This window comes from Streptomyces olivochromogenes (assembly GCF_001514115.1).
Lineage (GTDB): Bacteria > Actinomycetota > Actinomycetes > Streptomycetales > Streptomycetaceae > Streptomyces > Streptomyces olivochromogenes.
Genome location: NZ_KQ948451.1, coordinates 726,437 through 751,981 on the forward strand (window position 1 = coordinate 726,437; position 25,545 = coordinate 751,981).

Sequence of the window (25,545 nt, forward strand, 5' to 3'; positions counted from 1 at the left end):
GCCGTACTCACTTCAGCCTGCTGGAGGCGAGGATGGACACGAGGTGCAGCACGGTCTGGAGGATGGCGATGCCGGCCAGGACCGCGACGCCGAGGCGGGTGAAGAACAGGTCTCCGCGCACCGAGTCCACGATGGCCAGCACCAGGATCAGCAGGGACGCCTCGATGCCGAGGACGAGCCGGTGGAACTTCAGCGCGGCGGCGGCCTTGCGGGCCAGCGCCATGCCGGAGGAGCGCGGCTCGGACGCCGACTCCTTGACCGGCGGCAGGCCGCCCTGGTGACGGGCGACGCCGACGAGGTCGGTCTCGGCCTTGATCAGGATCGCGCCGAGGGCCGCCAGGGTGCCGAGGAAGGCCCAGAGCCAGTCGATCCGCCCGGAACCCCAGGGATCGGCGGCGCGCAGGCCGAAGCCCACGAGCACCGCGGCGTCGGTCAGATAGGCACCGACCCGGTCCAGGTAGACCCCGCCGAGCGAGAACTGCTTCTTCCAGCGCGCCACCTCACCGTCGACACAGTCGAGCAGCAGGTAGAGCTGGACCATGAGCACGCCGAGCACGGCGCCCGGGATCCCCGGCACCAGCAGGGCCGGGGCGGCGAGCACGCCGAAGACAGTCATCAGGTACGTGAGCTGGTTGGGCGTGATCCTGGTGTTCACCAGGTAGCGGTCGCAGCGCAGCGAGATCTCTCGCATGTACAGGCGTCCCGCCCAATGCTCACCGCTGCGCCGGTCCTTCACCCCTGCGGGATGAACGACGGGGCGGAGTTCAGCTACTGATGGCCTTGGCATAGTCGGAGTAGATGTCCTTGATCTGGTTGGTTTTCAGGTCGAGGTGTTCGAGGATCGTGTATCGGCCCGGCCGGGTCTGCGGAGCGAACTCCACGACCTGGACGAACTCGTCCACGGTGAACCCGATCTCCTCGGGCAGCACCGGCAGCCCGTGCCGGTGCAGCACCTCGGCCATGTACGCCGACTCCTCGTGCGCCCCCCGCAGGTACATCGCGAAGGCCGCGCCCAGACCGCACTGCTCGCCGTGGCTGGCCGCGCGCTTGGGGAAGAGGAGGTCGAAGGCGTGGTTGATCTCGTGGCAGGCGCCCGACGAGGGCCGTGAGTCGCCCGACACCGACATGGCGATCCCGCTGAGGACCAGTGCCTCGGCGAGCACCTGGAGGAAGTCGTTGTCGCCGATGCCGCCGGGGTGGCGCAGTACGGCCTCTCCGGCCTGGCGTGCCATCGCGGCCGCGAGACCGTCGATCTTCTCGCCGTTGACGCGGTTGGCCAGCTCCCAGTCCGCGATCGCGGAGATGTTGGAGACGGCGTCGCCGATGCCGGAGCGCACGAACCGCGCGGGGGCGTCGCGGATCACATGGAGGTCGATGACGACCGCGATCGGGTTCGGCACACCGTAGGAGCCGCGGCCCGCGTCGTTGTCGAGGGTCGCGACGGGCGAGCACAGGCCGTCGTGCGCGAGGTTGGTGGGCACGGCGACCAGTGGGAGGCCGACGCGCGCCGCGGCGAACTTCGCGCAGTCGATGATCTTGCCGCCGCCCAGGCCCACGACCGCGTCGTAGTGACCGGCCTTGATGGCACCGGCCAGCCGGATCGCGTCGTCGAGGGTGCCGCCGCCGACCTCGTACCAGGTGGCGCCGGGCAGGGCCGGGGCGATCCGCTCGCGCAGCTTCGCGCCGGAGCCGTTGCTCACCGCGACGGCCAGCTTGCCGGAGTGTGAGATCCGCTGGTCGGAGAGCACGCTCGCCAGGTCGTCCAGGGCACCCGGGCGGATGTCGACGACGACCGGTGAGGGAATGAGCCTTGTCAGTACTGGCACGCGATCTCCCGTCCCTTGGCGAGGTCGTCGTGGTTGTCGATCTCGACCCACTTGACGTCACCGATCGGCGCCACGTCGATCTTGAAACCGCGGTTGACGAGCTCCTGGTAACCGTGCTCGTAGAACTGCTGCGGGTCCGTCTCCCACACCGTCTTCAGCGCGTCGGCCAGGTCGGCGGCGGCGGCGCCCTCGATGAGGGTGACGCCGATGTACTCGCCGGTGGCCTCGGCGGGCTCCATCAGCTTGGTGATCTTCCGGACGCCCTTGTCGGGGTCCACGACGACCTTCATCTCCTCGTCGGCGAGCTTCTTCACCGTGTCGAGGGCGAGGATGATCCGCTTGCCGTCGCCGCGGGCGGCCAGCAGCGTCTTCTCGACGGAGACCGGGTGCACGGTGTCGCCGTTGGCGAGGATCACACCGTCCTTGAGTGCGTCACGGCCGCACCACAGGGAGTAGGCGTTGTTCCACTCCTCGGCCTTGTCGTTGTCGATGAGGGTGATCTTGAGGCCGTACTTGGCCTCCAGGGCGTCCTTGCGGTCGTACACGGCTTCCTTGCGGTAGCCGACGATGATCCCGACCTCGGTCAGACCGATCTCGGCGAAGTTGCCGAGGGTCAGGTCCAGGACCGTGATGCTGTCCTCTATGCCCGCGGGGCCCACCGGCACGAGAGCCTTTGGGAGGCTGTCGGTGTAGGGACGCAGACGCCGACCGGCGCCGGCCGCCAGCACGAGGCCGATCATGCGGGTTCTCCTTCGTCGTGTACGGCGGGGGCCCCGGAGGACACCCAGAAGCGGATGCTCTCGACGAGCACCAGCAGTGCCACGGCCACGGCGAGCGCCGTGAGCGCGACCTTGAACTGTGCGGCGGTGAGCAGCACGGCCAGGACGGTGACCAGCAGAGTCCTGCCTTCGTGCCCGCCGATCGCCCGCACCAGCCAGTGCGGGGGGGCTCCGGCGTTGCCGCGGATGCGGTACACCGTGTCGTAGTGATGGTAGGCGACGGCGGCCACCAGGCCGAAAGCCGCGGGCAAGGCCCCGTTCACCTCCGAGCGAGCGGCAAGTATCAGCACGGTGAGGTATTCCGCTGCCCGGAAGAGTGGCGGCACGAGCCAGTCGAGGGGGCCCTTGAGAGGGCGCGCGACCGCGCGACCCGCGCAGGCCGCGTAGACGAGGGCTCCGACGATCAACTGCCAGTTTCCGAACGGCCGGAACGACACGTCGACCAGCAGGATCACGGTGCCCAGTGCGGCCCAGAGCGGCGCGGACCAGGCGCGGGCCTTCGCCCGGCGGACCGGTCCCGAGGCCACAGCCTCGGCGATGGGGCCCGAGTCGGCCAGGTCCGCCAGCGCCTGCGCCGCGCGGTCGGTCCGCCGCGCCTTGCGAGTCAGCGAGCGCAGTACCCGGCCCGCCGTGGTGTACGTCGCCGCGAAGGCGCAGCCGGCGAGCAGCGCGTAGAAGGTGATACGGGGGGTCGTCAGCGCCGTGAGGACGGCGATCATCGCCCATCGTTCGCCGATGGGCAGCACTATCATCCGGCGCACCCAGACCGTCCAGCCGACGCTGTCGAGCTTGTCCGAGAGGGCGGCGGTGGGGCTGGTGTTGGCGGTGGCGTCGTGGTTCGCCTCGTTGAAGGAGAAGTCCACGACGTGCCGGCAGGTCTGGAGGATCATCGCGCCGAGCGCCAGGGCCCATACGTCGTCGCCGCCGCGGGCGGCTCCGAGGGCGAGGCCCGCGTAGTAGGCGTACTCCTTGGCGCGGTCGAAGGTCGCGTCCAGCCAGGCGCCGAGTGTCGAGTACTGGAGCGAGTAGCGGGCGAGCTGCCCGTCCGTGCAGTCCAGGACGAAGGAGAACAGGAGCAGCAGCCCGGCCGCGACGAATCCGGCGCGGGTGCCGGTGGCGGCGCAGCCCGCGGCGATCAGCGCGGTGAGCAGGGAGGCGGTGGTGACCTGGTTCGGGGTCAGGCCGCGGCGGGCGCACCAGCGGGCGATGTAGCGCGAGTACGGGCTGATGCAGTACGTGGTGAAGAAGCCGTCACGGGCCTTGACCGCGCTGCGCAGGCGTACGGCCTCGTCGTCCACGGCGGAGACGGCCTGCCGGGCCTCGTTGCGCTCCTGCGGGTCGGTGGGGACCGTGGCGACGAGCGTGCCGAGCTCGGGGCGGAACACGGCGACGCCGTCCGCGTCGAGGGCCGCGGTGAGGCGTTCGGCGAGGTTGTCGGTGGCGACGGCGAGGCCGCCGGAGGCGGAGCTCTCACGGGCCACGGCACGGGTCAGCGCCCGGCGGGCCTCGGGCTGTACCGATACGGCGCCGGGCAGCGCGGAGGCCGCGAACCGTGGGTCCGTGAGGCCGAGGCGCAGTGCGTGCAGGTGCCCCACGAAGCGGGCGTCGACGACGGCGACCCGCTGGTCCGCCGGTACGGCGGCCAGCAGTGTCTCGGCGTCACCGGCTTCGCCGGCGAGCCGCACGTCGAAGCCGAGCGACCGCAGATCGCCCTCGAGCGACGATCCGGGGACCGGCTGGCCGGTGAGGATGGCGGTCGACAGCGAACTCACTCCCTGGGTGCCGACGCGGCCTCGCGCCGGGCGTGTACGTGGTGGGAAGGCCCCGGCCCCAGGCCCGAGGGGGCTCAGGCCGCTGGGCGGCATGTCGGCAGAGGCTATCGGATGATGAGAAGCAGGCGTTCATCGCCCGTTCACTGCGTGATCAACCCCATCTGCATGCCGCCTCCGCCGCGATCATCATCGGTGATCCGGGGGCCGTGCCACAAACCCGCACTCGCAGAACGCATGATTCGCGTCATTGATCGCGACACCCCTCCAGATCGTCCCGTAGTGGGGCAGGACGGTCGGATCGGTGGCCGGCGGCGGCGTCACCGGCGGCGGACCGACATAGGGTGGTCGTCCATGACATGGCTGATCACAGGCGGGGCCGGATACATCGGGGCACACGTGGCGCGGGCGATGGCGGAGGCCGGGGAGCGCGTCGTCGCCCTCGACGACCTCTCGGCCGGGGTTCCGAACCGGCTTCCGGAGAGCATTCCGCTGGTGCAGGGTTCGTCGCTGGACGGGGACCTGCTCAAGCGGGTCCTCGCGGAGCACGCGGTGACGGGTGTGGTGCATCTCGCCGCGCGCAAGCAGGTCGGCGAGTCCGTGGCCCAGCCGACGCGCTACTACCAGGAGAACGTGGGCGGGCTCGCGACGCTCCTGGAGGCGGTCGCCGGGGCCGGCGTCAAGCGCTTCGTCTTCTCCTCGTCCGCCGCCGTCTACGGCAACCCGGATGTGGACCTCATCACGGAGGACACCCCCTGTGCGCCGATGAGCCCGTACGGCGAGACGAAGCTCGCCGGGGAGTGGCTGGTCCGCGCGACGGGCCGGGCCCACGGCATCGCGACCGTGTGCCTGCGCTACTTCAACGTGGCGGGTGCGGCCACGCCCGAGCTGGCCGACACCGGCGTGTTCAACGTGATCCCGATGGTCTTCGACCGCCTCACCCGTGACGAGGCCCCGCGGATCTTCGGCGACGACTACCCGACGCCGGACGGCACCTGCGTCCGTGACTACATCCACGTCGCCGACCTCGCCGAGGCGCACCTCGCGGCGGCCCGGCGGCTGGCCGGCGGCGCGACGGGCGACCTCACGGCGAACATCGGCCGTGGCGAAGGCGTCTCGGTACGTGAACTGCTCACGCTGATCGGCGAGGTCAGCGGGGACGCCCGGCGGCCGGTCGTCGAGCCGCGCCGGCCGGGGGACGCGCCGCGCGCGGTCGCCTCGGCCGACCTGGCCGCGCGGGAACTCGACTGGAGCGCGCGGCGCGGGGTCCGGGAGATGGTGGAGTCGGCGTGGCAGGGGTGGGTGCTGCATCACCCTCGGGCACAGGATTAATGATCTTGAGAGCGCTCTGACCTGCGGATCGTTTCCGCAGGTCAGAGCATATGACAACGGTGTTCAGTACCGCGTTGCCCGATACCCCCCACCCGTAGTTGACTGTGATCCCGGGCAGAGCACAGGAGGGGGTTTCCATGGGGGCTGGACACGATCACGGGCACGCCCACGGCGCGCCCACCACCGGCACGGCGGCAGCCGCGTACCGCGGGAGGCTGCGGGTCGCGCTGTCGATCACGCTCACCGTGATGGTGGTCGAGATCATCGGCGGCCTCATGGCCGATTCCCTCGCGCTCGTCGCCGACGCGGCACACATGGCGACGGACGCGGTGGGGCTGGGCATGGCGCTCCTCGCGATCCACTTCGCCAACCGCCCACCCAGCGGCAACCGCACCTTCGGCTACGCGCGGGCCGAGATCCTCGCCGCGCTGGCCAACTGTCTGCTGCTGCTCGGTGTCGGCGGCTACGTCCTGTACGAGGCGATCCACCGCTTCGTGACACCCGCGGACACCGAGGGCGGTCTGACCATCGTCTTCGGTCTGATCGGTCTGGTCGCGAACACGATCTCGCTCATGCTGCTGCTGCGCGGTCAGAAGGACAGTCTGAACGTGCGCGGCGCCTTCCTGGAGGTGGTCGCGGACGCGCTGGGTTCGGTGGCGGTGATCATCTCCGCCGTGGTGATCATGACCACCGGCTGGCAGGCGGCCGACCCGATCGCCTCGATCCTCATCAGCATCATGATCGTCCCGCGTACCTGGAAGCTGCTCCACGAGACGCTCGACGTGCTCCTGGAGGCGGCGCCCAAGAACGTCGACATGGCGGAGGTGCGCGCCCACATCCTGGCCCTGCCCGGCGTCGAGGACGTGCACGACCTGCACGCCTGGACCATCACGTCGGGCATGCCGGTCCTGTCCGCCCATGTGGTCGTCAGCTCCGAGGTCCTGAACGCCATCGGCCACGAGAAGATGCTCCACGAGCTCCAGGGCTGTCTGGGCCACCACTTCGACGTGGAGCACTGCACCTTCCAGCTGGAACCGAGCGGGCACGCGGAACACGAGGCGAAGCTCTGCCACTGAGAGGCTCCATGGGGAGGCTCGTGATCCGGTGGGCCCTCAAGAGGGTCTGGATCCGGCGAGCTCTCAAGGGGCTCCTGATCCAGCAGACAGCAGGTTCTTAATTCGCGGGTGCGGTCGGTGGCTCCGGTGCTAACGTGGCCGCCGATTCCAGGAAGAGGTGGGTTGATGACTGTCGTGTTCGGTGCCGCTGCGCGCGGCGACAGGTGCGTCCCCATCCTCCGGGTCCACGGCTGACCCACGCCGAGCGGCGTGCGCGGCGGCCCGGGCCCCCGCATCCAAAGGTTTCCCACGTTGTCCGAGCATCACGACTCGTCCGACCGCAACGCCCGCCACGAGGCCTTCTTCAGCCTGCGCCACCGACTGCCCAGGCAGAGCCCCGGCTCCGACGCCACCACCCGTCACCTGCTCTCACTCGCGGGCCCGCTGCCCGCCCGCCCCCGCGTGCTCGACCTGGGCTGCGGCCCCGGCCGCTCGGCGCTGCTCCTGGCCGCCGAGGCCGCGGCCGAGGTGACGGCCGTCGACCTGCACGAACCGTTCCTCGACGAGCTGCGGACGGCCACCGAGGCCCGAGGGCTCACCGCCTCGATCGACACCGTCAACGGGGACATGGGAGATCTCACCCACCCCGACGGCTCGTTCGACCTGGTCTGGGCCGAGGGTTCGGCCTATCTGATCGGTTTCGACACCGCCCTGCGCCACTGGCGGCGACTGCTCGCCCCCGGCGGCACGCTGGTCCTCACCCACTGCGTGTGGACCACCGACACGCCGTCCGACCAGGCCCGCGCGTTCTGGGAGGACGACGCGTTGCGCACGACCGACCAGGACACCCGGGTCGCGCGCGACGCCGGGTACTCCGTGCTGGGGGTGTACCTCCAGCCGGAGTCCGACTGGGACGAGTACTACGACGCGCTCGGCGTCCACGCCGACGTGGCCGATGTCACCCGGCCCGGCATGGCCGAGGCGGTGGCGGGCGCCCGGGCGGAGATCGCCATGCGCCGCGAGCACGGGAGGGAGTACGGCTACGTGGGCTATGTCCTGCGTCCGGTCGCCGTCGGCGCCTGACGCGTCCCGTCCGCCCCGGTGCGCGTCCGTCGCCGTACGGCGGGTGCGCCGCGCACCGCGGTGAACCGGCCGCGGACTACGGCATCCGGCCCGGGTTCGGCGGGCCGGACGAGCACCGGCTCCGGGGCGCCGGGCGAACATCTGATGGCCCCTGTCCTGGACGGTTCCCCGTCCGTGGCACCGGGCACGATCAAGTGTCCGGCCGCTTTCGGTGACCGACGGACGTCGGCCGCGTGTCCCGCTCCGGGCTCCCGGAGCGGGACATGCGGGGAGCCGCGAAGTGCCGGGAGTGCCGGTTTCGTACGGCAGACTTGGGGCTCGAAGACCGATGCGAAGGATGGGTATGCCGATCACACCTGCCACCGCGACGCACAGTTCGTCGAACGGCACCGTTGAAGCGATCTTGCTCGAGTTGGTCGACGAGGACGGCAACACGATCGGCACGGCGGAGAAGCTCGCCGCCCATCAGCCACCGGGACAACTGCACCGGGCCTTCTCCGTGTTCCTCTTCGACGAGCACGGCAGGCTGCTGCTCCAGCAGCGCGCCCTGGGCAAGTACCACTCCCCCGGTGTCTGGTCCAACACCTGCTGCGGCCACCCCTACCCCGCCGAGGCGCCCTTCGCGGCGGCGGCCCGGCGGACGTACGAGGAGCTCGGCGTCTCGCCCTCGCTGCTCGCGGAGGCGGGCACGGTCCGCTACAACCACCCGGACCCGGAGTCGGGCCTGGTGGAGCAGGAGTACAACCACCTCTTCGTCGGCATGGTGCAGTCGTCGCTGCACCCCGATCCGGAGGAGGTCGGGGACACCGCGTTCGTGACCGCCGCCGAGCTCATGGAGCGGCACGCGAAGGACCCCTTCTCGGCGTGGTTCCTGACGGTCCTGGACGCGGCCCGTCCGGCGATCAGGGAGCTGACGGGCCCGTCCGCCGGCTGGTGACGGACCCGTCCCCGCGAAGACTCCCCGAGAGCGCCAAGCCCTAGACGATGCTCGCAGTGAGCGGCAGGGCGGCCCAGATCACCTTGCCGCCACTCGCCGTGTGCTCGACGTCGCACACCCCGCCCGACTCCCTGGCGACCTCCCGCACCAGCAGCAGCCCACGGCCGCCGGTCTGGCCGTGGTCGGCCTCCAGGGCGGTGGGACGGTAGGGGTGGTTGTCCTCCACCGAGACCCGCACCCACTCGGCTCCTACGGCCACCTCCACGGCGAGCATCGGGGACAGCAGTGCCGCGTGCCGCACGGCGTTCGTGACCAGTTCGGAGACGATCAGCAAAAGCCCGTGGACGAGGTCGTCCGAGACGGGCACTTGTTGACGGAAGAGCAGGTCACGAACGGCGTGTCGTGCCTGCGGAACCGAGGCGTCGATGGCGGGAGCGGTGAACCGCCACACCCCCTCGTACGGCAGCGGACCCGGCGGTCTCCGATCGGGAGGCACATCCCCGGCGCCTTCAGGGCGGGAGTCGAACCCCCGCCCGTGGTTCTCCATCGTCCGGTCGCCACCCTTGCGCTCGATTGTCACCACACGTCGAGTGTTGGTAACGCACTGGTCCGGACCGCATCCCTGAACAGAAGTCAGCGACTATCGACGGCTTCCGACCGTTGACGCATGGCACGGTCGGCCGCGCGACCACTCCTGTCCGTGTGGTGTCTGTTTCGAGAACTATTCGGGTTGTACGGGTTGGGCGCCGGGCTCGCCCGATTCGTCCGTCAGCGGTCGCGCCCCGAGACCAGATGTACGATGCGCCGCCCGCCGAAGCCGGTGGCGAACAGGCCCAGCCCGTCGAAGAGCAGCGCGAGCGAGAAGAAGCAGCCGATCACGTACTTGCTGCTGCTCGGCCAGTTGTCCAGCACCAGGATGCCGAGGAGCAGGTCGAAGGCGCCCTGCAGGAGGGTCCAGCCGAACTGCGCGCCGCGCACCACGAGGCTGCCGACCAGCCGGAACACCCCGCCGGTCAGGAACAGCAGGGCCGCGAACATGGTGAGCGCCTCGGCCGCCGCGTCCGGGCGGCGGATCACCACCACTCCGGCCGCGATGTTCAGGGCCGCGACCACCACCCCGAGCCAGAAGAAGTTGGTGCCGCGGGCCTGCACGGCGTGCAGCAGTCCGACCGCGCCGCCGATCAGCAGCAGCCAGCCGAACAGGATCATCGAGGTCAGGGTCGCGACACCGGTGTAGACGAGCCCGACGAGCCCCGCGAGCACCAGGATCACGCCGAACGCGGCGGTCCAGCTGAAGCCGCGGTTCAGTTTCGTGGTCGCGTCGCTCGGCGCCCCGTCTGTGGTCCTGGCCATCAGCGCCTCCTCGCGCCCGGCCCCTTCTTGATCGTACGTTCGAGGGTTGCGGATAGCATCCGGCGTATGGAGCCGCAGCTGCTGCACAGCGTGGGCGACGGGGTCGCCACCGTCGTCATTCACCACCCGGCCAAGCGCAACGCCATGACGGCCGACATGTGGAGGGCGCTGCCGCCCCTGCTCGACGGGCTCGCCGCCGACCCGGACGTCCGCGTCCTCGTGCTCACCGGTGAAGGCGGCACCTTCTGCGCGGGGGCCGACATCTCGACGCTGCGGGGCTCCTCGGACGAGGCGCAGGGGCTCGCCGTGAACGCCGAGGAGGCGCTCGCCGCGTTCCCCAGACCGACGCTCGCGGCGATCCGCGGGTACTGCGTCGGGGGCGGGTCCCAGCTCGCGGCGGCCTGCGATCTGCGGTTCGCGCAGGAGGGTGCTCGGTTCGGAGTGACGCCGGCGAAGCTGGGGATCGTCTACGCGGCCTCGGCCACCCGGCGGCTGGTGTCGCTGGTGGGTCCGGCGACCGCCAAGTACCTGCTGTTCTCGGGCGAGCTGATCGACACCGAACGGGCGCTGCGCACGGGTCTGGTGGACGAGGTGCTGCCCGAGGGCGAACTCGACAAGCGGGTCGGGGAGTTCACCCGTGTGCTGGCCGCGCGGTCGTTGCTGACGCAGGCGTCCGCCAAGGAATTCGCCCATGGGCGGACCGATCGGGACGCGTACTGGGCCGAGCAGGCGCGCGGGAGCGACGACACCGCGGAGGGCGTCGCCGCGTTCCTGGAGCGCCGGCCGCCGCGCTTCACCTGGACCACGCCGGCGTCCACCGCGACCGCTGAGCCGTCGACCGCGACCGCTCCGCCGTCCACCGCGACTAAATCGCCGTCCACCGCGACTACTCCATGATGAAGCGGCTCTTCGCCCGGAACTCCGCCACGAGATGTGCGGGAGCCTTCTGGGGGGACCCGGCGTCGTAGGGCGGCTGCGGGTCGTACTCCGTCAGCAGCTGTACGGCCTGTGCGTGTTCGTCGCCCGCGATCCGTCCGAGCAGAGCGAGCCCCATGTCGATGCCGGACGACACGCCGGCCGCGGTCACGTACTTCCCGTCGAACACCACCCGCTCCCCGGTCGGCTCGGCACCGAACCGCTCGAGGTGGTCGAGGGCCAGCCAGTGCGAGGTGGCCCGGCGGCCCCCGAGCAGCCCCGCGGCGGCCAGCAGCAGGGAGCCGGTGCACACGGAGGTCGTCCAGGTGCTCGTGGCGTCGGCGGCGCGCAGCCAGTCCAGCAGGACCGGGTTGTCCATCTGCGGGGTCTGGCCCGGCCCGCCGGGGACCACGACGATGTCCGGGTGCGGCACCTCGGCCAGGGTCCTGTCGGCGGTCAAGGCCAGGTTGCCGCTCTCGTTGCGGACGGGGCCGGTGTGCTCGGCGACGAAGACGGTCTCCGCGTCGGGCAGGCGGCCGAGGGTCTCGTAGGGTCCCACGGCGTCCAGGGCGGTGAAGCGGTCGAAGAGGACGATGGCGATCTGCATCGGGTTCCTTTCCAGGGCTGGGTGGGGCGGGGACGTCAGGTACGGGCTGGTCGACGGGTGGAGGCCGGTCACCCGGTGGGGGCGGGGCGGAAGCGGCGCCGGTACTCCGCCGGACCCGTGCCGAGCGTCTTCACGAAGGCACGGCGCATCGCCTCGGGGGTGCCGTAGCCACAGGCGCGGGAGATCTCCTCGACTCCGTCGGCGGTGTCCTCCAGGAGGCGCCGGGCGTGTTCGAGGCGGACGCGGTCGACGTACCGGCCCGGGGTCATGCCCGTCTCGGTCTGGAAGGCGCGGGCGAAGTGCCGGGGCGAGAGCCGGGCGCGGACGGCGAGCGACTCGACGGACAGGTCGCCGCCGGGGTGCTCGGTGATCCACTGCTGGACCTCGCGGAGCGGTTCGCGCCGTGCCGTCTGCGCGGCCAGCTGGGCGCTGAACTGGGCCTGGTTGCCCGGGCGCCGCAGGAAGACGACGAGGTGGCGGGCGACCGTCAGGGCGGCCTCGCGGCCGAGGTCCTCCTCCACGAGCGCGAGGGCGAGGTCGATGCCGGAGGTGACGCCGGCCGAGGTGGACACCTGTCCGTCCCGCACGTAGATGGGGTCGGGGTCGACCTCGATGGCCGGGTGGTCGCGGGCGAGCTTGTCGCAGTACGCCCAGTGGGTCGTCGCGCGGCGGCCGTCCAGGAGGCCCGCCTCGGCGAGCGGGATGGCGCCGGTGCAGACGGAGACCAGGCGCTCGGCGCGCGGCCCGTGCGCGCGCAGCCAGTCGGTCAGCCGGGGGTCGGGGCGCCGGGTGCCCCGGCCGCCCGGGACCAGCAGGGTGTGCGGGGCGGGCGCGTCGGCGAGGGTGTGGTCCGGGACGAGGGTGAGGCCGCTGGTGGTACGCACGGGTGCGCCGTCCAGGGAGGCGGTGTGGATGCGGTACGAGCCGCCGTGGAAGGCCTCGGCGCCCGCGAAGACCTCCACGGGGCCCGTGACGTCGAGGCTCTGCACATCGTCGAAGAGAACGACCAGGACGGTTCGCATGGTCTCGATTCTTGGCGGGCGGGGTGATGGCCGCAATGACGAGTACCCCACCTTTCCTGCCATTGCCCCTCCCGCCTTTCCTGTGCCCTCGCCCGTCCCGCCTTCCCGGCGTACCGACTAGTCGGTAACCTTCGGGCATGACCACACCTCTGCCGGAGCGCGCCGGGCGGCGCTGCCACAACGTCCTCAACCCCCTGCACTCGACGCACTACTTCTCGCCGGATCTGGGACGGGAGCTGGCCGACATCGGGATCGAGGACAGCAACGGCGCGTACTTCGCCGTGCGGGCCGCCGCCATGGGGCCGGTGGGTCCCGGCACGGTGACGGCGACGTTCTACAACTTCCGCCACGAGCTGGTGGCCCGGCATGTGCCCGAGGTGTGGAAGAAGGCCTCCCCGGAGACCGTCCTCGCGGCACGCGCGCGTGCCGTCGACGCGACCTGGCGACGGCTCCTCGGCGAGGACGTCCTCGCCTCCAAGGAGGTCGCCGAGGCGGCGGAGCTCGCCCTGCGGGCCGCGGAGGCCTGCACCAGGACCGCGCGGCCGCTGTACGCGGCGCACGCCGACCTGCCCGTGCCCGACGCGCCGCACCTGGCCCTGTGGCACGGGGCCACGCTGCTGCGCGAGCACCGGGGCGACGGTCACCTCGCGGCGCTGCTCGACGCGGAGCTCGACCCGGTCGAGGCTCTGGTGAGCCACACCGCGACCGGCAAGGGTATGGCCCCGAAGTGGGCACTGGGCACGCGCGGCTGGTCGCGGGCGCACTGGGACGCGGCGGTCGAACGGCTGCGCGAGCGCGGACTGCTCGACGCGGAGGGCGAGTTGACCGAGGCGGGAGTGGCCCTGCGCCAGGAGATCGAGAGCCGCACGGACCGGCTGGACCGTGCCCCGTACGAGCATCTGGGCGCCGCGGGCGTGGAGCGCCTCACCGAGCTGGCCCGGGGCATCCTCATGCGGGCGCTGGCGGCGGGCGCGTTCCCCGAGGGCATGACCGGCAAGGGCTGACAGCGCCGATCGGCGCCCTGATCCCCCGTTGTCGGTGTCACCTGCCACAATTGCCGCGCAACCTCAGTGGAGAAGGCGGTACGGGATCGTGACGACACCCCTCGTAGGGTCCATCGAAGGCAGGATCGCCGAGGAGCTCGGCGTACGGGAGCGGCAGGTCAAGGCCGCCGTCGACTTGCTCGACGGCGGGTCGACGGTGCCCTTCATCGCCCGCTACCGCAAGGAAGCGACCGAGATGCTCGACGATGCGCAGCTGCGCACCCTCGAGGAGCGGCTGCGCTATCTGCGGGAGCTGGAGGAGCGGCGCACGGCGATCCTCGAATCGGTGCGCGAGCAGGGCAAGCTCACCGAGGAGGTCGAGGCGCAGATCCGGGGCGCCGAGACGAAGGCGCGGCTCGAGGACATCTATCTGCCGTTCAAGCCGAAGCGGCGCACGAAGGCGCAGATCGCGCGCGAGGCGGGCCTGGAGCCGCTGGCCGAGGGCCTGCTCGGCGACCCGTCGGTCGACCCGCTCGCCGCGGCGACGGCGTTCGTCGACGCGGACAAGGGCGTCGCCGACCCGCAGGCCGCGCTGGACGGCGCCCGGTCGATCCTCACCGAGCGGTTCTCGGAGGACGCCGACCTGATCGGCGAGCTGCGCGAGCGCATGTGGGTGCGCGGGCGCCTGGCCGCCAAGGTGCGGGACGGCAAGGAGGAGGCGGGCGCCAAGTTCGCCGACTACTTCGACTTCGCCGAGCCCTTCAAGGCACTGCCCTCGCACCGCATCCTCGCCATGCTGCGCGGCGAGAAGGAGGAGGTCCTCGACCTCGTCCTGGAGCCCGAGGAGCCCTCCGAGCAGCCCGGTCCCTCCTCGTACGAGGGGATCGTCGCCCACCACTTCCGGATCGCCGACCGCGGTCGTCCCGGCGACAAGTGGCTCACGGACACCGTCCGCTGGGCCTGGCGGACCCGCATCCTCGTGCACCTCGGCATCGACCTGCGCCTCCGACTGCGCACGGCCGCCGAGGACGAGGCGGTGAACGTCTTCGCGGCGAACCTGCGGGATCTGCTGCTCGCCGCCCCGGCGGGCACCCGCGCGACGCTCGGACTCGACCCCGGATTCCGTACGGGTGTCAAGGTCGCCGTGGTCGACGCGACCGGCAAGGTCGTGGCGACGGACGTCATCTACCCGCACGTCCCGGCCAACAGGTGGGACGAGGCCATCGCCAAGATCGCCCGCCTCGCCAAGGAGCACGCGGTCGAGCTGATCGCGATCGGCAACGGCACGGCGTCCCGCGAGACCGACAAGCTCGCCGGTGAACTCATCACCAAGCACCCGGAGTTGAACCTCACCAAGGTGATGGTCTCCGAGGCGGGGGCGTCGGTGTACTCGGCGTCCGCGTTCGCCTCGCAGGAGCTGCCCGACATGGACGTGTCGCTGCGCGGCGCCGTCTCCATCGCGCGCCGCCTCCAGGACCCGCTGGCCGAACTGGTGAAGATCGACCCGAAGTCCATCGGCGTCGGGCAGTACCAGCACGACCTGTCCGAGGTGAAGCTCTCCCGGTCCCTGGACGCGGTGGTCGAGGACTGTGTGAACGGCGTGGGCGTGGACGTGAACACGGCCTCCGCCCCGCTGCTCGCCCGCGTCTCCGGCATCACCTCCGGGCTCGCGGAGAACATCGTGGCGCACCGCGACGCCAACGGCCCCTTCACGTCCCGTACCACCCTCAAGAACGTGGCGCGGCTCGGCCCGAAGGCCTACGAGCAGTGCGCGGGCTTCCTGCGCATCCGGGGCGGGGACGACCCGCTGGACGCGTCCAGCGTGCACCCGGAGGCGTACCCCGTGGTGCGGCGGATGGTGAAGACGGCGGGCAGCGAGGTCGCCTCCCTGATGGGCAACACCGGTGTGCTGCGCTCGCTCAGGCCGACCGACTTCGTGGACGAGACGTTCGGTCTGCCGACCGTCACGGACATCCTGAAGGAGCTGGAGAAGCCCGGGCGCGACCCGCGGCCCGCCTTCAAGACGGCCACCTTCAAGGAGGGCGTCGAGAAGATCGCCGACCTGGCCTCCGGGATGGTGCTCGAAGGGGTCGTCACGAATGTGGCCGCGTTCGGGGCCTTCGTGGACATCGGCGTCCACCAGGACGGTCTGGTGCATGTCTCGGCGATGTCGAAGACGTTCGTGAAGGACCCGCGCGACGTGGTGAAGCCGGGTGACATCGTCAAGGTGAAGGTGCTCGAGATCGACATCCCGCGCAAGCGGATCTCTCTCACGCTGCGGCTCGACGACGAGGCGACTGCGTCGGATCAGCAGGGTGGGGGTGGGCGTCCGCAGCGAGGCGGGCGGCCTCCGCAGCAGCGCCAGCAGCAGCGTCAGGCGCGGGGCGGGGCGGGCGGAGGCGGTGGTGGCGGCGGTTCGCGGCAGGCCGCTCCGCCGCCGGCCAACAGTGCGATGGCCGACGCGCTGAGGCGCGCCGGGCTTGTCGATCCCAAGAAGGGCAGGCGCTGAGCGGCTGAAGGTACGCGGGGAACTGCGGGTCGTTCGTGGCTGAGCGCGCCCACGCGGCGGAGCCGCATATATGTCACAGCCCCGCGCCCCTTTCGGGGCGCCGCACGAGCCCCGCTCCCTAAAGTGTCCGTATGGTCGGCTCGCGTGTGATCACCTGGGAAGTCACGGAGAGCAAGGGGCTCGAGACCTCTTGGATCACGTCCGGCGCCCGCTCTCTGCGGGCGCGCGGGCGTGCTGTCGGGACGGTTCCCGAGCCGTACTGGATCTCGTACGAGCTCGACACCGTAGACGGGTTCGTGACCCGGCGGCTGTGTGTGAGCGCCGAGACGGCCTCGGGCGCCCGCTCGCTGGACCTGCGGCACGACGGTGAGGGGCACTGGACGGCGGACGGGGACTGGCTGCCCGACCTCGGTGGCGCCCTCGACTGCGACCTGGGCCTGTGCCCGCTCACCAACACGATGCCGGTGCTGCGCCACGGGCTGCATCGCGGCCCGGGTGAGCGGGAGTTCCTGATGGCCTGGGTGTCGGTGCCGGACCTGGCCGTGCGGGCGTCACAGCAGACATACACACATCTCGGGCGCACCGGGGACGGCGGGCGCGTGCGTTTCTCGTCCGGTGACTACCGCAGCGATCTGGAGTTCGACGCGGAGGGGTACGTCGTGGACTACCCCACGATGGCCCGCCGGCTGGCCACGGCGTAGGTCAGCGCTCCGTCACCTTGCCCGCCGCCACTTCCAGCCGGCGCGTGGTGTGGACCGCGTCGAGCATGCGGCGGTCGTGGGTCACGAGCAGCAGGGTGCCCTCGTACGAGTCGAGCGCCGCCTCCAGCTGTTCGATCGCGGGGAGGTCGAGGTGGTTGGTCGGCTCGTCGAGGACGAGGAGGTTGACGCCACGGCCCTGGAGGAGGGCGAGGGCCGAGCGGGTGCGCTCGCCGGGAGAGAGGGTGGCCGCCGGGCGCAGGACGTGTTCCGCCTTGAGGCCGAACTTGGCCAGCAGGGTGCGGACCTCGGCCGGTTCGGTGTCGGGGACGGCGGCGCTGAACGCGTCGAGCAGGGACTCGGAGCCGTGGAAGAGTTTGCGGGCCTGGTCGACCTCGCCGACGACGACGCCGGAGCCGAGGGTGGCGTGACCGGCGTCCAGCGGGACGCGGCCGAGCAGGGCGCCGAGCAGGGTCGACTTGCCCGCGCCGTTGGCGCCCGTGACGGCGACCCGGTCCGCCCAGTCGATCTGGAGGGTCGCGGGGCCGAAGGTGAAGTCACCGCGCCGCACCTCGGCGTCACGCAGGGTGGCCACGACGGCGCCGGAGCGCGGTGCGGCCGCGATCTCCATCCGCAGCTCCCACTCCTTGCGCGGCTCGTCGACGACGTCCAAGCGCTCGATCATGCGCTGGGTCTGCCGGGCCTTGGACGCCTGCTTCTCGCTGGCCTCACTGCGGAACTTGCGGCCGATCTTGTCGTTGTCGTTGTTCGCCTTGCGCCGGGCGTTCTTCACGCCCTTGTCCATCCAGGAGCGCTGCATCTGGGCGCGGCCTTCGAGGGCGGAGCGCTTGTCGGCGTACTCCTCGTAGTCGTCGCGGGCGTGCCGGCGGGCGGTGTCGCGCTCCTCCAGGTAGGCCTCGTAGCCGCCGCCGTAGAGGGTGATCTGCTGCTGGGCGAGGTCGAGTTCGAGCACCTTGGTGACCGTGCGGGTCAGGAACTCGCGGTCGTGGCTGACGACGACGGTGCCCGCGCGCAGCCCGGAGACGAAGCGTTCGAGCCGCTCCAGACCTTCCAGGTCCAGGTCGTTGGTGGGCTCGTCGAGGAGGAAGACGTCGTAGCGGGACAGGAGCAGGGAGGCGAGTCCGGCGCGGGCCGCCTGGCCGCCGGACAGGGACGTCATCGGCTGGTCGAGGTCGACGCCGAGCCCGAGGGTGTCGGCGACCTCCTCGGCGCGCTCGTCGAGGTCGGCGCCGCCGAGGTCGAGCCAGCGCTCCAGGCTCTCCGCGTACGCGTCGTCCGCGCCCGGCGCGCCGTCGACGAGCGCCTGCGTCGCCTCGTCCATCACGCGCTGGGCCTCGGCCACACCGGTGCGCCGGGCCAGGAACTCCCGGACGCTCTCGCCCTCCCGCCGCTCCGGCTCCTGCGGCAGATGGCCGACGCTCGCCGACGGCGGGGACAGCCGCAGCTCCCCCTCCTCGGGCGTGAGCAGTCCGGCGAGCATCCGCAGCAGGGTGGACTTGCCCGCGCCGTTGGCACCGACGAGTCCGATCACATCGCCGGGCGCGACCACGAGGTCGAGCCCGGAGAAGAGCGAGCGGTCGCCGTGTCCGGCGGCGAGGTTCTTGGCGACGAGAGTGGCAGTCATCAGGAGGCCGATCCTAACGGCCCGGCCGCCCCGGCTGCGTCCCCGTTTCCCTGCGGGGCCACGTCCCGGTTTCCGTGCGGGGCCGCACCCCCGTCCCGGTGCGGCCCGCTCAGTGGACCATCGCCTCCACCAGCACACTCCCCGAGGTCCGGGCCACGAGGAACGACTCCCCCTTCACGGCCTTGGCGTCCAGGGTGATCCGGTGTCTGCCCGCCTCCAGAATCCCGTCGAAGACCTCCTGTGTATGCGTGCGGTACAACCGGTCGAGGCGGTACGCGGTGATCTGGACCCGACAGGTGGAGGTGACCTCGATGCCCGCCTCGCCGTCGGCGGCGACCAGGCGGGTGAGGCGGCGCAGCTCGTGGGGACTGCGGTCCAGGGCGTGCTCGATCTGCGCGACGAGGAGCGGGACGATCGGAGCCAGTCCGTCGACGTGGGCGACCTCGACCCCGGCCCGCTCGAAGGACCGCCGTACGGCCGCGCGCTCCTGTTCGCCGATGGCGCGCCCGAAGGCCACCGCGCCGTACCCGCGGAGTTCCTCGGCCGGGACGTCGGTGGCGTCGCGGGTGATGTCGGCGCCGATGCCGATGGAGCGCAGGGCGGCGGCGAGCTTGGCGAGCACGGCGACCCGGGCGCCGATGAGCAGGACCCGGCGGCGCGCCCCGGGGTCGCCGAGGAGCAGCGAGTTCAGGGCGCTGCGGTACTCGGCGCCCTGGAAGCGGAACGGCCCTATCCCGTGATAGCCGTTGAGTTCCAGATCGGCGTGTTCGCCGGTCTGCCAGGCGAAGTCGCGCCACACGTAGTCGTCGCAGGAGTCGTCCTTCTCGATGACGGCGGTCACGGCACCGCATTCGATGCCCTCGCACTCGGGACAGCCGTAGATCACGTAGCGGCCGTCGTCGAGCGGCGCCTCGGCCTCCAGGAGGAGGCTTCGGACCTGGGCGGTGAAGATGGCGGGTGGTACGTCGGAGGCGAGCGGGGACACCGCGTCGAGGTCGGAGAGCTGGTACAGCAGCGGGCGGCCGTCGACGATGAAGTCGACGAAGTCCCGGTGCACTTGGTAGTCACCGTTGGCGAGGACTCCACCGGCACGCATCGCCGGTGCCAGGCCGAAGGTCGCGTACTCGGCAGACATGCTGTGAGTATCCCCAGACTGGGAGTGATGTGAGCACGGCATGACATATTCCGCTAACGTCCCGGCATGGACAACGCGCGCAGCGATGACGTGATCGTGGTCGGAAGCGGTGTCGTCGGGTTGACGACGGCGCTCGTCCTGGCCGAGCGCGGCCGGCGGGTACGGGTGTGGGCGCGGGAGTCCGGCGAGCTGACCACCTCGGCCGTTGCCGGCGCGCTGTGGTGGCCGTACCGCATCCGGCCGAAGGCGCTCGCGGGCGAATGGGCCCTGCAATCACTCTCCGTGTACGAGGAGTTGGCGGCCCGGCCCCGGGAAACGGGCGTACGCGTGGTCGAGGGCGTACAGGGCGAGACACGACTGGACGCGCTGGAGCCGTGGGCCGCCCGGGTGCCCGGGCTGCGCGCGGCGACGGTCGAGGAGTACGCGGGTACGGGGCTGTGGGCGCGGCTGCCGCTGATCGACATGCCGGTGCATCTGCGCTGGCTGCGCGAGCGGTTTCTGCGGGCGGGCGGGACGATCGAGACACGGACGGTGACGGATCTCGCGGAGGTCGAGGCGCCGGTCGTCGTCAACTGCACGGGCCTTGGCGCCCACACGCTCGTACCGGATCCGTCCGTACGGCCCGTGCGCGGGCAGCTCGTGATCGTGGAGAACCCCGGGGTCCATACCTGGCTCGTGTCGACGGACTCGGACGCCGGGACGACCACCTATGTCTTCCCGCACCCGGACCGGCTCGTGCTGGGTGGCACGACCGACGACGATGACTGGTCGCTCACGCCGGATCCGGCGGCGGCCGAGGCGATCGTCGAACGGTGTGTGGCGCTGCGGCCGGAGATCGCCGGGGCGCGCGTGCTGGGCCATCGGGTGGGGCTGCGGCCGGTGCGCGACACGGTCCGGCTGGAGCGTGAAGTACTGCCCGACGGGCGGGTGTTGGTGCACCACTACGGCCATGGCGGCGCGGGCGTCACGGTGGCCTGGGGCTGTGCGCGGGAGGCGGCCGGGCTCGCGCTGGGCGAGGAACCGGCCGCCGTGCGCCCTTGAAGGGGGTCAGTGGATCAGCGGGTCTCCCCCGGGACCCGGAGGGCACTGCTCGGATCGCGTACGCCGTCGAGGCCGGCCGTGCTCGCGGCGGCGGCGGAGCCCGCCGTCGCCCTGGCGAAGGCCTTGGCGCCGCCGACGAACGGCACGCGGGCCGACGTACGGGACAGGTCCAGCGTGAGGGTCGGAGTGGTCGACGGGGGGTCGATGAGGTCCTTGTCGGTGCCCGCGACGATCAGGGCGAGCCGGTGGCCCGCCGGGACGACGTGGTCGGTGGCGGCCAGGTCGAGCGTGATCGTGTACGCCTTGCCCGGGGTGAGCGGGACGCCCTTGAGGTCGGAGGCGTAGTTGCCGAGGTCGGCCCAGCCGCGGCTGAGGACCGTGGCGGCCACGTCGGTCTTCTTCGCCTGGGTGACCTTGTAGCAGGAGCTGTCGCCGGTCGTGCTCGGACCCCAGCAGGTGCGGTCGGTGAGGGTGGTGATGCCCTCGCCGCCGTCGGCGTAGTCGCGGATGGTGTCCGGGCCCAGGTCGACCAGGACCGCGGAGAGGTGGGCGGTCGAGGTGGTCGGCGTGGCGGTGACGGTCACCTTGGAGGAGCCGGACAGACGCAGGTCCTGGGTCAGCGGCTTGGTGACGAACCCGGCCTTCTCGGGGGTGGACCGGTCGATGTGCGCGGCCCAGTCGGTCTCGCTCAGCTTCGGGTCGTCGGTGAAGGCCTCGGTTCCGGAGCCCGTACGCAGGCCGAGGGTGCCGACGCCCGTCTGGGTGCCGGTGCCGGGGCGCAGTGTCGTCGTCTGCGTCCCGCGGGGCGGCCAGACGCCGGCGGTGGCCCACTGGTCGGGGTGGCGCTCGATGTCGGCCATGGGCTCGTCGTCGATGCCGTTGTCGTAGCCGAGGAGTTCGTGGTCGAACCAGCGGTGCAGGGTGTCGACCCACGCGGCGCGGCGGAAGTCGAAGGGGTCGACGTGTCCGGTCTGGGAGAGCCAGATCTTGCGCTCGACGCCGTTCTTGGCGAGGGCACTCCACCACTGGCCGAAGTTCTTGGTGCGGACGTTGAGGTCCTGCATACCGTGCACCAGGAAGACGCTCGCCCTGACCTTGCTCGCGTCCTTCACGTAGTCGCGCTCGGTCCAGAACTTGGTCCAGTCACCGGTGCGCGGGGCCCCGTCGACGATCTTCTGCTGCACGGCGGCGCACTTGGCGGTGGCCTCGGGGCTGTCGACGTAGCCGGAGAGCCAGTCCGGGCCCGAGTCGTAGAGCGGGGCGCCCTTGGCGAAGTAGTAGTCGTACCAGGAGGAGATGGCGCTGATCGGCACGATGGTCTTCAGGCCCTTGACGCCGGTCGCGGCCACACCGTTGGCGATGGTGCCGTCCCAGCTCTTGCCGATCATGCCGGTTCTGCCGTTGGTCCAGGTCGCCTTGGCCCGGTCCGCGCCGGTGCGCGTCGTGTAGCCCTTGGCCCGGCCGTTGAGCCAGTCGACCACGGCCTTCGCGGACTGGATGTCGGAGCGGCCGCCGACGTCCACACAGCCGTCGGAGCGATTGGTTCCGGCCAGGTCGACGCCGACGAAGGCGTAGCCGCGCGGCACGAAGTAGTTGTCGTAGAACAGCGGCATCTGGACGACGTCGCCGTTCGCGTCGTACGTCTTGAGCTGGCTCTCGTTGCCGCGCCCGCAGCAGGAGTAGTACGGGCTGGCGTCCATGATCACGGGAACCTTGCGGCCCTGCTGGGCGAGTTCGCGAGGCCGGACGATGTCGACGGCGACGCGGTCGGTCTTCCCGTCGCCGTCGCCGTCGAGGCCGGTGTCCACCCAGACGGATTCACGGATCGCGTTCTCGTACGAGTAGACCGGGGTGCTCTCCCGGGGCACGCCGTGTGCGGCGGCGGGGGCGAGGAAGACGGCCACCAGGGCGGCGGTGGCCGCCGTCGCGAGCGATCTCCAGGTCGTGAAGCGCATACGGCGCGCTGGTTTCGGCATGCGCGGAAGGTACCCCGGTCAACTCCGGTGCAAAAGAGGGTCCGTGGAGGCAGCCGGGTCCGAATCGGTCATGTCGGCCGAATGGCGATCGTGTGACAGGAGGGGCGATGGACAGGGTGACGGCACCGGGAGTCAATAGGCTCCGAACCGTCCTCGTTCCCCCACGACTTGGAGCTCTTCGTGCACCGCAGACTCATCGCCCCGGGCGCGCTCGCCGCCTCCCTGCTGCTGGCGATCCCGGCATCGGCGGCGGACTACACCCCCGGGGCGCCCGGTATCGGCGACCCCTACTACCCGGCCTACGGCAACGGCGGATACGACGTCTCGCACTACGACCTGCGGCTCCAGTACCAGCCGGCCACCGACGAGTTGCAGGGAACGGCGACCCTCCTGGCCACCACCACGCAGGACCTCTCACGCTTCGACCTCGACTTCCTGCTCGACGTGAGCGAGGTGCGGGTCAACGGGGCGAAGGCCTCCTTCACCACCTCGGGCCAGCACGAGCTGGAGATCACCCCGGCGACTCCGCTACCCAAGGGCACGCCCGTCACGGTCGTCGTCCGTTACAGCGGGGTGCCCTCGACGAAGAGCGCGTACGGCTTCTCGACCTGGCACCGCACTCCGGACGGGGCCGTCGCGGCGGACGAGCCCGAGTCGGCCTGGTGGTGGTTCCCCAGCAACGACCATCCGAGCGACAAGGCCACGTACGACGTCTCGGTGGCCGTGCCGGACGGTACGCAGGCGATCTCCAACGGCACGCTCCAGTCCACGAGTTCACGGCTCGGCTGGACCCGCTACAACTGGCGGTCCAACAAGCCACAGGCGACCTATCTCGCCACACTCGCCATCGGAAAGTTCGACATCACGACGGGCACGACGGCCGGCGGCGTCCCGGTCGTCAACGCGTACAGCAAGGACCTCGGCGACAACGACGGGGCCGCGCGGGCGAGCGTCGAGCGGACCGGGGAGATCGTCGACTGGCTGACCGGCTACTTCGGCCCGTACCCCTTCAGCTCGGTGGGCGGATACGTGCCGAACACCACCACCGGGTACGCGCTGGAGACCCAGACCCGCGTCTACTACAGCCCCCGGCAGTTCGCGAACGGCTCCAACACCTCGGTGGTCGTCCATGAGCTGGCGCACCAGTGGTACGGCGACGACGTGTCCCTGAAGGGCTGGAAGGACATCTGGATCAACGAGGGCTTCGCGCGGTACGCGCAGTGGCTGTGGTCCGAGCACGAGGGCGAGGGGACGGCGCAGGAGCTCGCGGACTACGTGTACGCCTTGCATCCGGCGGACGACGCCTTCTGGAAGGTCGCGCCGGGTGACCCCGGTCCGGACAACCAGTTCGACACCGCGGTCTACGACCGGGGGGCGGTGGCGGTGCAGGCGCTGCGCAACGAGGTCGGGGACGACACGTTCTTCGCCATCCTGAAGGGGTGGCCGCGGGAGCACGCGTACGGGAACGCGTCGGTCGGGGACTTCCAGAAGTACGCGGAGAAGGTGTCGGGCAAGTCGCTCGCCACGCTCTTCGACACCTGGCTGTTCGAGCCGTCGAAGCCGGCGACGGCCGCGGCGCGGGGTGCGTCGATCGCGGTGGCTCCGGCCACGGCTGGGGCTCCGGCGCGACCCCGGTCGTGGAAGAAGATCGCGGCGACCGATTCCGTCCACTCCGGCTGAACCGGTAGCCCGGGTCCCTGAGCGGGGCCCTCGCCCACTCGCCCGTCCCTCTCCCTTTCAGGGGCGGGCGAGTGGGGGCCGTTCACGTACGGGCGTCAGTTGCCCTGCTCCACCGGGGCCGCGATCCGCTCGCCCACGATGCGGCTCGCCAGCTCCGAGGCCAACTCCGACACGGACATGCGGAGTTCGGCGTCGGCCGCCGCGCACTCGGACTCGATGCGGGCGCGACCGTCGGCCACCACGGCGTCACGTTCACGCTGCCCGTCCGCGCGGGCCTCGGCGATCAGGGCGGAGCCCTGTTCGAGGGCCTGCTGGCGGATGCGGGCGGCTTCGTGGCGGGCCTCGGCCAACAGGGCCTCGGTTCCGAGACGCTCACTCTCGGCGCGGGCACGCACGGCTTCGGCGCGCTCCTTGGCGCCGTTGATCGCGTCGTCCCGCAGTTCGAGCGCCCGGTTCATCCGCGGGAGCACGCGGGCGACGAGCACGTAGATGAAGGCGAACAGCGCCAGGGCGTAGCCCAGGTCCTGAACCTTCGGGTTGAGTGGACCTATCGGGTAGGGGATGAGTTCCATGGCCGTGACTTACCCGCTCATGCGTGCGAACCAACGCGCATCTGCGCCAGAGTTGACCGAAAACAGCCCCTCCGGCCGACCCCTCTGACCGACCGCGCTGGTCCGCCATCGGCGCGAGAAGGCGCGCGCCCAGCCTTGGGCCCCGCTCACTCTCCGTGGTCGTACACCGTCACCGCCACCCCCCGCTCCACCAGCCGTCGCATGATGAGCGGCTCCACCCGGGACCAGTTGCCACCGGCCAGACCGCAGCCGATGCGGGGCATGTGGACGGACGCGTCGAGTTCGGCGGCCTTGGTCGCCAGGTGGGCGAGGCCCGTGTCGATCGCCTCGTAGCGGACGGGGACCCCCTTGCTGCCCGTCCTGATGCCCCGCTGGCCTATCAGGTTCGCCACCCACACGTACTTCTCGACCTGGACGAACTGGGTCGCGCCCAGTCCGAAGTCGTTGTGCGCCCGGTCCCGGTGCCATGCCCGGTACGCCGCCTCCGGCTCGGGCCAGCGGCGGGACAGGGCGAGGACGAAGCCCTTCCCCCAGCCCCCGATGTCATTGCAGACATGGGCGATCAGCTTGACGCCCTTGACCGACGGAGCGGTGGCGTCACCCCGGACATACGTGATCTCCGACATGA

General features: G+C 71.2%; 22 protein-coding genes and 1 pseudogene. 10 read left to right on the forward strand and 13 right to left on the reverse strand.

Features of this window, described 5'->3' with window-relative positions; translation table 11 throughout:
- Positions 1-7: 7 nt before the first annotated feature.
- The 4 genes from AQJ27_RS03335 to AQJ27_RS03350 are packed head-to-tail and all read right to left on the reverse strand — an operon-like array spanning position 8 to position 4,368.
- Positions 8-787 (reverse strand): CDP-alcohol phosphatidyltransferase family protein, encoded by a 780-nt coding sequence (locus AQJ27_RS03335; RefSeq protein WP_067361297.1) that lies wholly within the window; start codon positions 785-787, stop codon positions 8-10.
- A complete protein-coding gene (locus tag AQJ27_RS03340) occupies positions 765-1,826 on the reverse strand; it encodes an iron-containing alcohol dehydrogenase family protein (RefSeq protein ID WP_067361300.1) in 1,062 nt (353 codons plus the stop codon). Before AQJ27_RS03340 ends, AQJ27_RS03335 begins: the two co-directional genes overlap by 23 nt.
- Positions 1,814-2,566, reverse strand: coding sequence for a phosphocholine cytidylyltransferase family protein (locus AQJ27_RS03345; protein WP_067361303.1), 753 nt, complete (start codon positions 2,564-2,566; stop codon positions 1,814-1,816). The genes AQJ27_RS03340 and AQJ27_RS03345 overlap by 13 nt, the downstream gene beginning before the upstream one ends.
- The gene (locus AQJ27_RS03350) at positions 2,563-4,368 is read right to left on the reverse strand and encodes a DUF5941 domain-containing protein (RefSeq protein WP_067362708.1); all 1,806 of its coding nucleotides are present in this window, start codon (positions 4,366-4,368) and stop codon (positions 2,563-2,565) included. The genes AQJ27_RS03345 and AQJ27_RS03350 overlap by 4 nt, the downstream gene beginning before the upstream one ends.
- Before the next feature lie 360 nt (positions 4,369-4,728).
- Here AQJ27_RS03350 and galE point away from each other — a divergent pair, with 360 nt between their 5' ends.
- From galE to idi, 4 genes and pseudogenes are all read left to right on the forward strand, one after another.
- On the forward strand, positions 4,729-5,706 hold the full coding sequence (galE, locus tag AQJ27_RS03355) for a UDP-glucose 4-epimerase GalE (RefSeq protein WP_067361306.1): 978 nt from the start codon (positions 4,729-4,731) through the stop codon (positions 5,704-5,706).
- A gap of 137 nt (positions 5,707-5,843) precedes the next feature.
- A complete protein-coding gene (locus AQJ27_RS03360; protein WP_067361309.1) occupies positions 5,844-6,782 on the forward strand; it encodes a cation diffusion facilitator family transporter in 939 nt (312 codons plus the stop codon).
- 291 nt (positions 6,783-7,073) lie between these two features.
- Positions 7,074-7,826 (forward strand): annotated as a pseudogene (locus tag AQJ27_RS03365) (class I SAM-dependent methyltransferase); the annotation flags it as partial.
- A gap of 361 nt (positions 7,827-8,187) precedes the next feature.
- Entirely contained in the window at positions 8,188-8,781 is a 594-nt protein-coding gene (gene idi, locus AQJ27_RS03370) for an isopentenyl-diphosphate Delta-isomerase (protein ID WP_067361311.1), read from the forward strand.
- A 40-nt stretch (positions 8,782-8,821) separates the two neighbouring features.
- On the opposite strand, the gene AQJ27_RS03375 is transcribed toward idi, so the two are convergent.
- Entirely contained in the window at positions 8,822-9,328 is a 507-nt protein-coding gene (locus AQJ27_RS03375; RefSeq protein WP_067362711.1) for an ATP-binding protein, read from the reverse strand.
- Positions 9,329-9,549: 221 nt separating this feature from the next.
- The gene (locus AQJ27_RS03380; RefSeq protein WP_067361313.1) at positions 9,550-10,134 is read right to left on the reverse strand and encodes an HdeD family acid-resistance protein; all 585 of its coding nucleotides are present in this window, start codon (positions 10,132-10,134) and stop codon (positions 9,550-9,552) included.
- A gap of 66 nt (positions 10,135-10,200) precedes the next feature.
- On the opposite strand from AQJ27_RS03380, the gene AQJ27_RS03385 reads away from it, so the two are divergent.
- Positions 10,201-11,031 (forward strand): enoyl-CoA hydratase/isomerase family protein, encoded by an 831-nt coding sequence (locus tag AQJ27_RS03385; RefSeq protein WP_079064754.1) that lies wholly within the window; start codon positions 10,201-10,203, stop codon positions 11,029-11,031.
- Here the strand turns inward: AQJ27_RS03385 and AQJ27_RS03390 are convergent.
- A complete protein-coding gene (locus tag AQJ27_RS03390; protein ID WP_067361321.1) occupies positions 11,021-11,656 on the reverse strand; it encodes a DJ-1/PfpI family protein in 636 nt (211 codons plus the stop codon). The genes AQJ27_RS03385 and AQJ27_RS03390 overlap by 11 nt on opposite strands.
- Positions 11,657-11,724: 68 nt before the next feature.
- Positions 11,725-12,678, reverse strand: a complete 954-nt coding sequence (locus AQJ27_RS03395) for a GlxA family transcriptional regulator (RefSeq protein WP_067361324.1) — start codon at positions 12,676-12,678, stop codon at positions 11,725-11,727.
- Between the two features lie 137 nt (positions 12,679-12,815).
- Between AQJ27_RS03395 and AQJ27_RS03400 the strand changes: the two genes are divergently transcribed.
- The 3 genes from AQJ27_RS03400 (at position 12,816) to AQJ27_RS03410 (ending at position 16,871) form a co-directional block, all read left to right on the forward strand.
- The gene (locus tag AQJ27_RS03400; protein ID WP_067361330.1) at positions 12,816-13,682 is read left to right on the forward strand and encodes an SCO6745 family protein; all 867 of its coding nucleotides are present in this window, start codon (positions 12,816-12,818) and stop codon (positions 13,680-13,682) included.
- An 88-nt stretch (positions 13,683-13,770) separates the two neighbouring features.
- Positions 13,771-16,170, forward strand: coding sequence for a Tex family protein (locus tag AQJ27_RS03405; RefSeq protein ID WP_067361334.1), 2,400 nt, complete (start codon positions 13,771-13,773; stop codon positions 16,168-16,170).
- 131 nt (positions 16,171-16,301) lie between these two features.
- A complete protein-coding gene (locus AQJ27_RS03410; RefSeq protein WP_067361335.1) occupies positions 16,302-16,871 on the forward strand; it encodes a putative glycolipid-binding domain-containing protein in 570 nt (189 codons plus the stop codon).
- Position 16,872: 1 nt separating this feature from the next.
- Here the strand turns inward: AQJ27_RS03410 and AQJ27_RS03415 are convergent, their stop codons facing one another.
- Positions 16,873-18,513, reverse strand: coding sequence for an ABC-F family ATP-binding cassette domain-containing protein (locus AQJ27_RS03415; RefSeq protein WP_067361337.1), 1,641 nt, complete (start codon positions 18,511-18,513; stop codon positions 16,873-16,875).
- A 109-nt stretch (positions 18,514-18,622) separates the two neighbouring features.
- On the reverse strand, positions 18,623-19,648 hold the full coding sequence (locus tag AQJ27_RS03420) for an oxidoreductase (RefSeq protein WP_067361340.1): 1,026 nt from the start codon (positions 19,646-19,648) through the stop codon (positions 18,623-18,625).
- Between the two features lie 66 nt (positions 19,649-19,714).
- Here AQJ27_RS03420 and AQJ27_RS03425 point away from each other — a divergent pair, with 66 nt between their 5' ends.
- Positions 19,715-20,689 carry an FAD-dependent oxidoreductase gene (locus tag AQJ27_RS03425; RefSeq protein WP_067361344.1) on the forward strand — a complete coding sequence of 325 codons (975 nt, stop codon included), beginning with the start codon at positions 19,715-19,717 and terminating at the stop codon, positions 20,687-20,689.
- Between the two features lie 14 nt (positions 20,690-20,703).
- On the opposite strand, the gene AQJ27_RS03430 is transcribed toward AQJ27_RS03425, so the two are convergent.
- Positions 20,704-22,665 carry a Xaa-Pro dipeptidyl-peptidase gene (locus AQJ27_RS03430; RefSeq protein WP_067361347.1) on the reverse strand — a complete coding sequence of 654 codons (1,962 nt, stop codon included), beginning with the start codon at positions 22,663-22,665 and terminating at the stop codon, positions 20,704-20,706.
- Between the two features lie 180 nt (positions 22,666-22,845).
- Here AQJ27_RS03430 and AQJ27_RS03435 point away from each other — a divergent pair, with 180 nt between their 5' ends.
- Positions 22,846-24,345, forward strand: a complete 1,500-nt coding sequence (locus tag AQJ27_RS03435; RefSeq protein ID WP_067362712.1) for a M1 family metallopeptidase — start codon at positions 22,846-22,848, stop codon at positions 24,343-24,345.
- Between the two features lie 95 nt (positions 24,346-24,440).
- Here AQJ27_RS03435 and AQJ27_RS03440 read toward each other — a convergent pair whose 3' ends face one another.
- Both AQJ27_RS03440 and AQJ27_RS03445 read right to left on the reverse strand, forming a co-directional pair.
- Positions 24,441-24,917, reverse strand: a complete 477-nt coding sequence (locus AQJ27_RS03440; protein ID WP_067361351.1) for a F0F1 ATP synthase subunit B family protein — start codon at positions 24,915-24,917, stop codon at positions 24,441-24,443.
- A gap of 146 nt (positions 24,918-25,063) precedes the next feature.
- Positions 25,064-25,543: a macro domain-containing protein gene (locus AQJ27_RS03445; protein WP_067361354.1), complete on the reverse strand. Its 480-nt coding sequence runs from the start codon at positions 25,541-25,543 to the stop codon at positions 25,064-25,066.
- Positions 25,544-25,545 lie beyond the last annotated feature (2 nt).

Bases quoted from the DNA above. Each gene is read 5' to 3' on its own strand.
- AQJ27_RS03335 (WP_067361297.1), bottom strand. From the start codon at position 787: ATGCCAAGGCCATCAGTAGCTGAACTCCGCCCCGTCGTTCATCCCGCA.
- AQJ27_RS03345 (WP_067361303.1), bottom strand. From the start codon at position 2,566: ATGATCGGCCTCGTGCTGGCGGCCGGCGCCGGTCGGCGTCTGCGTCCC.
- galE (WP_067361306.1), top strand. From the start codon at position 4,729: ATGACATGGCTGATCACAGGCGGGGCCGGATACATCGGGGCACACGTG.
- AQJ27_RS03360 (WP_067361309.1), top strand. From the start codon at position 5,844: ATGGGGGCTGGACACGATCACGGGCACGCCCACGGCGCGCCCACCACC.
- idi (WP_067361311.1), top strand. From the start codon at position 8,188: ATGCCGATCACACCTGCCACCGCGACGCACAGTTCGTCGAACGGCACC.
- AQJ27_RS03375 (WP_067362711.1), bottom strand. From the start codon at position 9,328: ATGGAGAACCACGGGCGGGGGTTCGACTCCCGCCCTGAAGGCGCCGGG.
- AQJ27_RS03380 (WP_067361313.1), bottom strand. From the start codon at position 10,134: ATGGCCAGGACCACAGACGGGGCGCCGAGCGACGCGACCACGAAACTG.
- AQJ27_RS03385 (WP_079064754.1), top strand. From the start codon at position 10,201: ATGGAGCCGCAGCTGCTGCACAGCGTGGGCGACGGGGTCGCCACCGTC.
- AQJ27_RS03390 (WP_067361321.1), bottom strand. From the start codon at position 11,656: ATGCAGATCGCCATCGTCCTCTTCGACCGCTTCACCGCCCTGGACGCC.
- AQJ27_RS03395 (WP_067361324.1), bottom strand. From the start codon at position 12,678: ATGCGAACCGTCCTGGTCGTTCTCTTCGACGATGTGCAGAGCCTCGAC.
- AQJ27_RS03400 (WP_067361330.1), top strand. From the start codon at position 12,816: ATGACCACACCTCTGCCGGAGCGCGCCGGGCGGCGCTGCCACAACGTC.
- AQJ27_RS03410 (WP_067361335.1), top strand. From the start codon at position 16,302: ATGGTCGGCTCGCGTGTGATCACCTGGGAAGTCACGGAGAGCAAGGGG.
- AQJ27_RS03415 (WP_067361337.1), bottom strand. From the start codon at position 18,513: ATGACTGCCACTCTCGTCGCCAAGAACCTCGCCGCCGGACACGGCGAC.
- AQJ27_RS03420 (WP_067361340.1), bottom strand. From the start codon at position 19,648: ATGTCTGCCGAGTACGCGACCTTCGGCCTGGCACCGGCGATGCGTGCC.
- AQJ27_RS03425 (WP_067361344.1), top strand. From the start codon at position 19,715: ATGGACAACGCGCGCAGCGATGACGTGATCGTGGTCGGAAGCGGTGTC.
- AQJ27_RS03430 (WP_067361347.1), bottom strand. From the start codon at position 22,665: ATGCCGAAACCAGCGCGCCGTATGCGCTTCACGACCTGGAGATCGCTC.
- AQJ27_RS03440 (WP_067361351.1), bottom strand. From the start codon at position 24,917: ATGGAACTCATCCCCTACCCGATAGGTCCACTCAACCCGAAGGTTCAG.
- AQJ27_RS03445 (WP_067361354.1), bottom strand. From the start codon at position 25,543: ATGTCGGAGATCACGTATGTCCGGGGTGACGCCACCGCTCCGTCGGTC.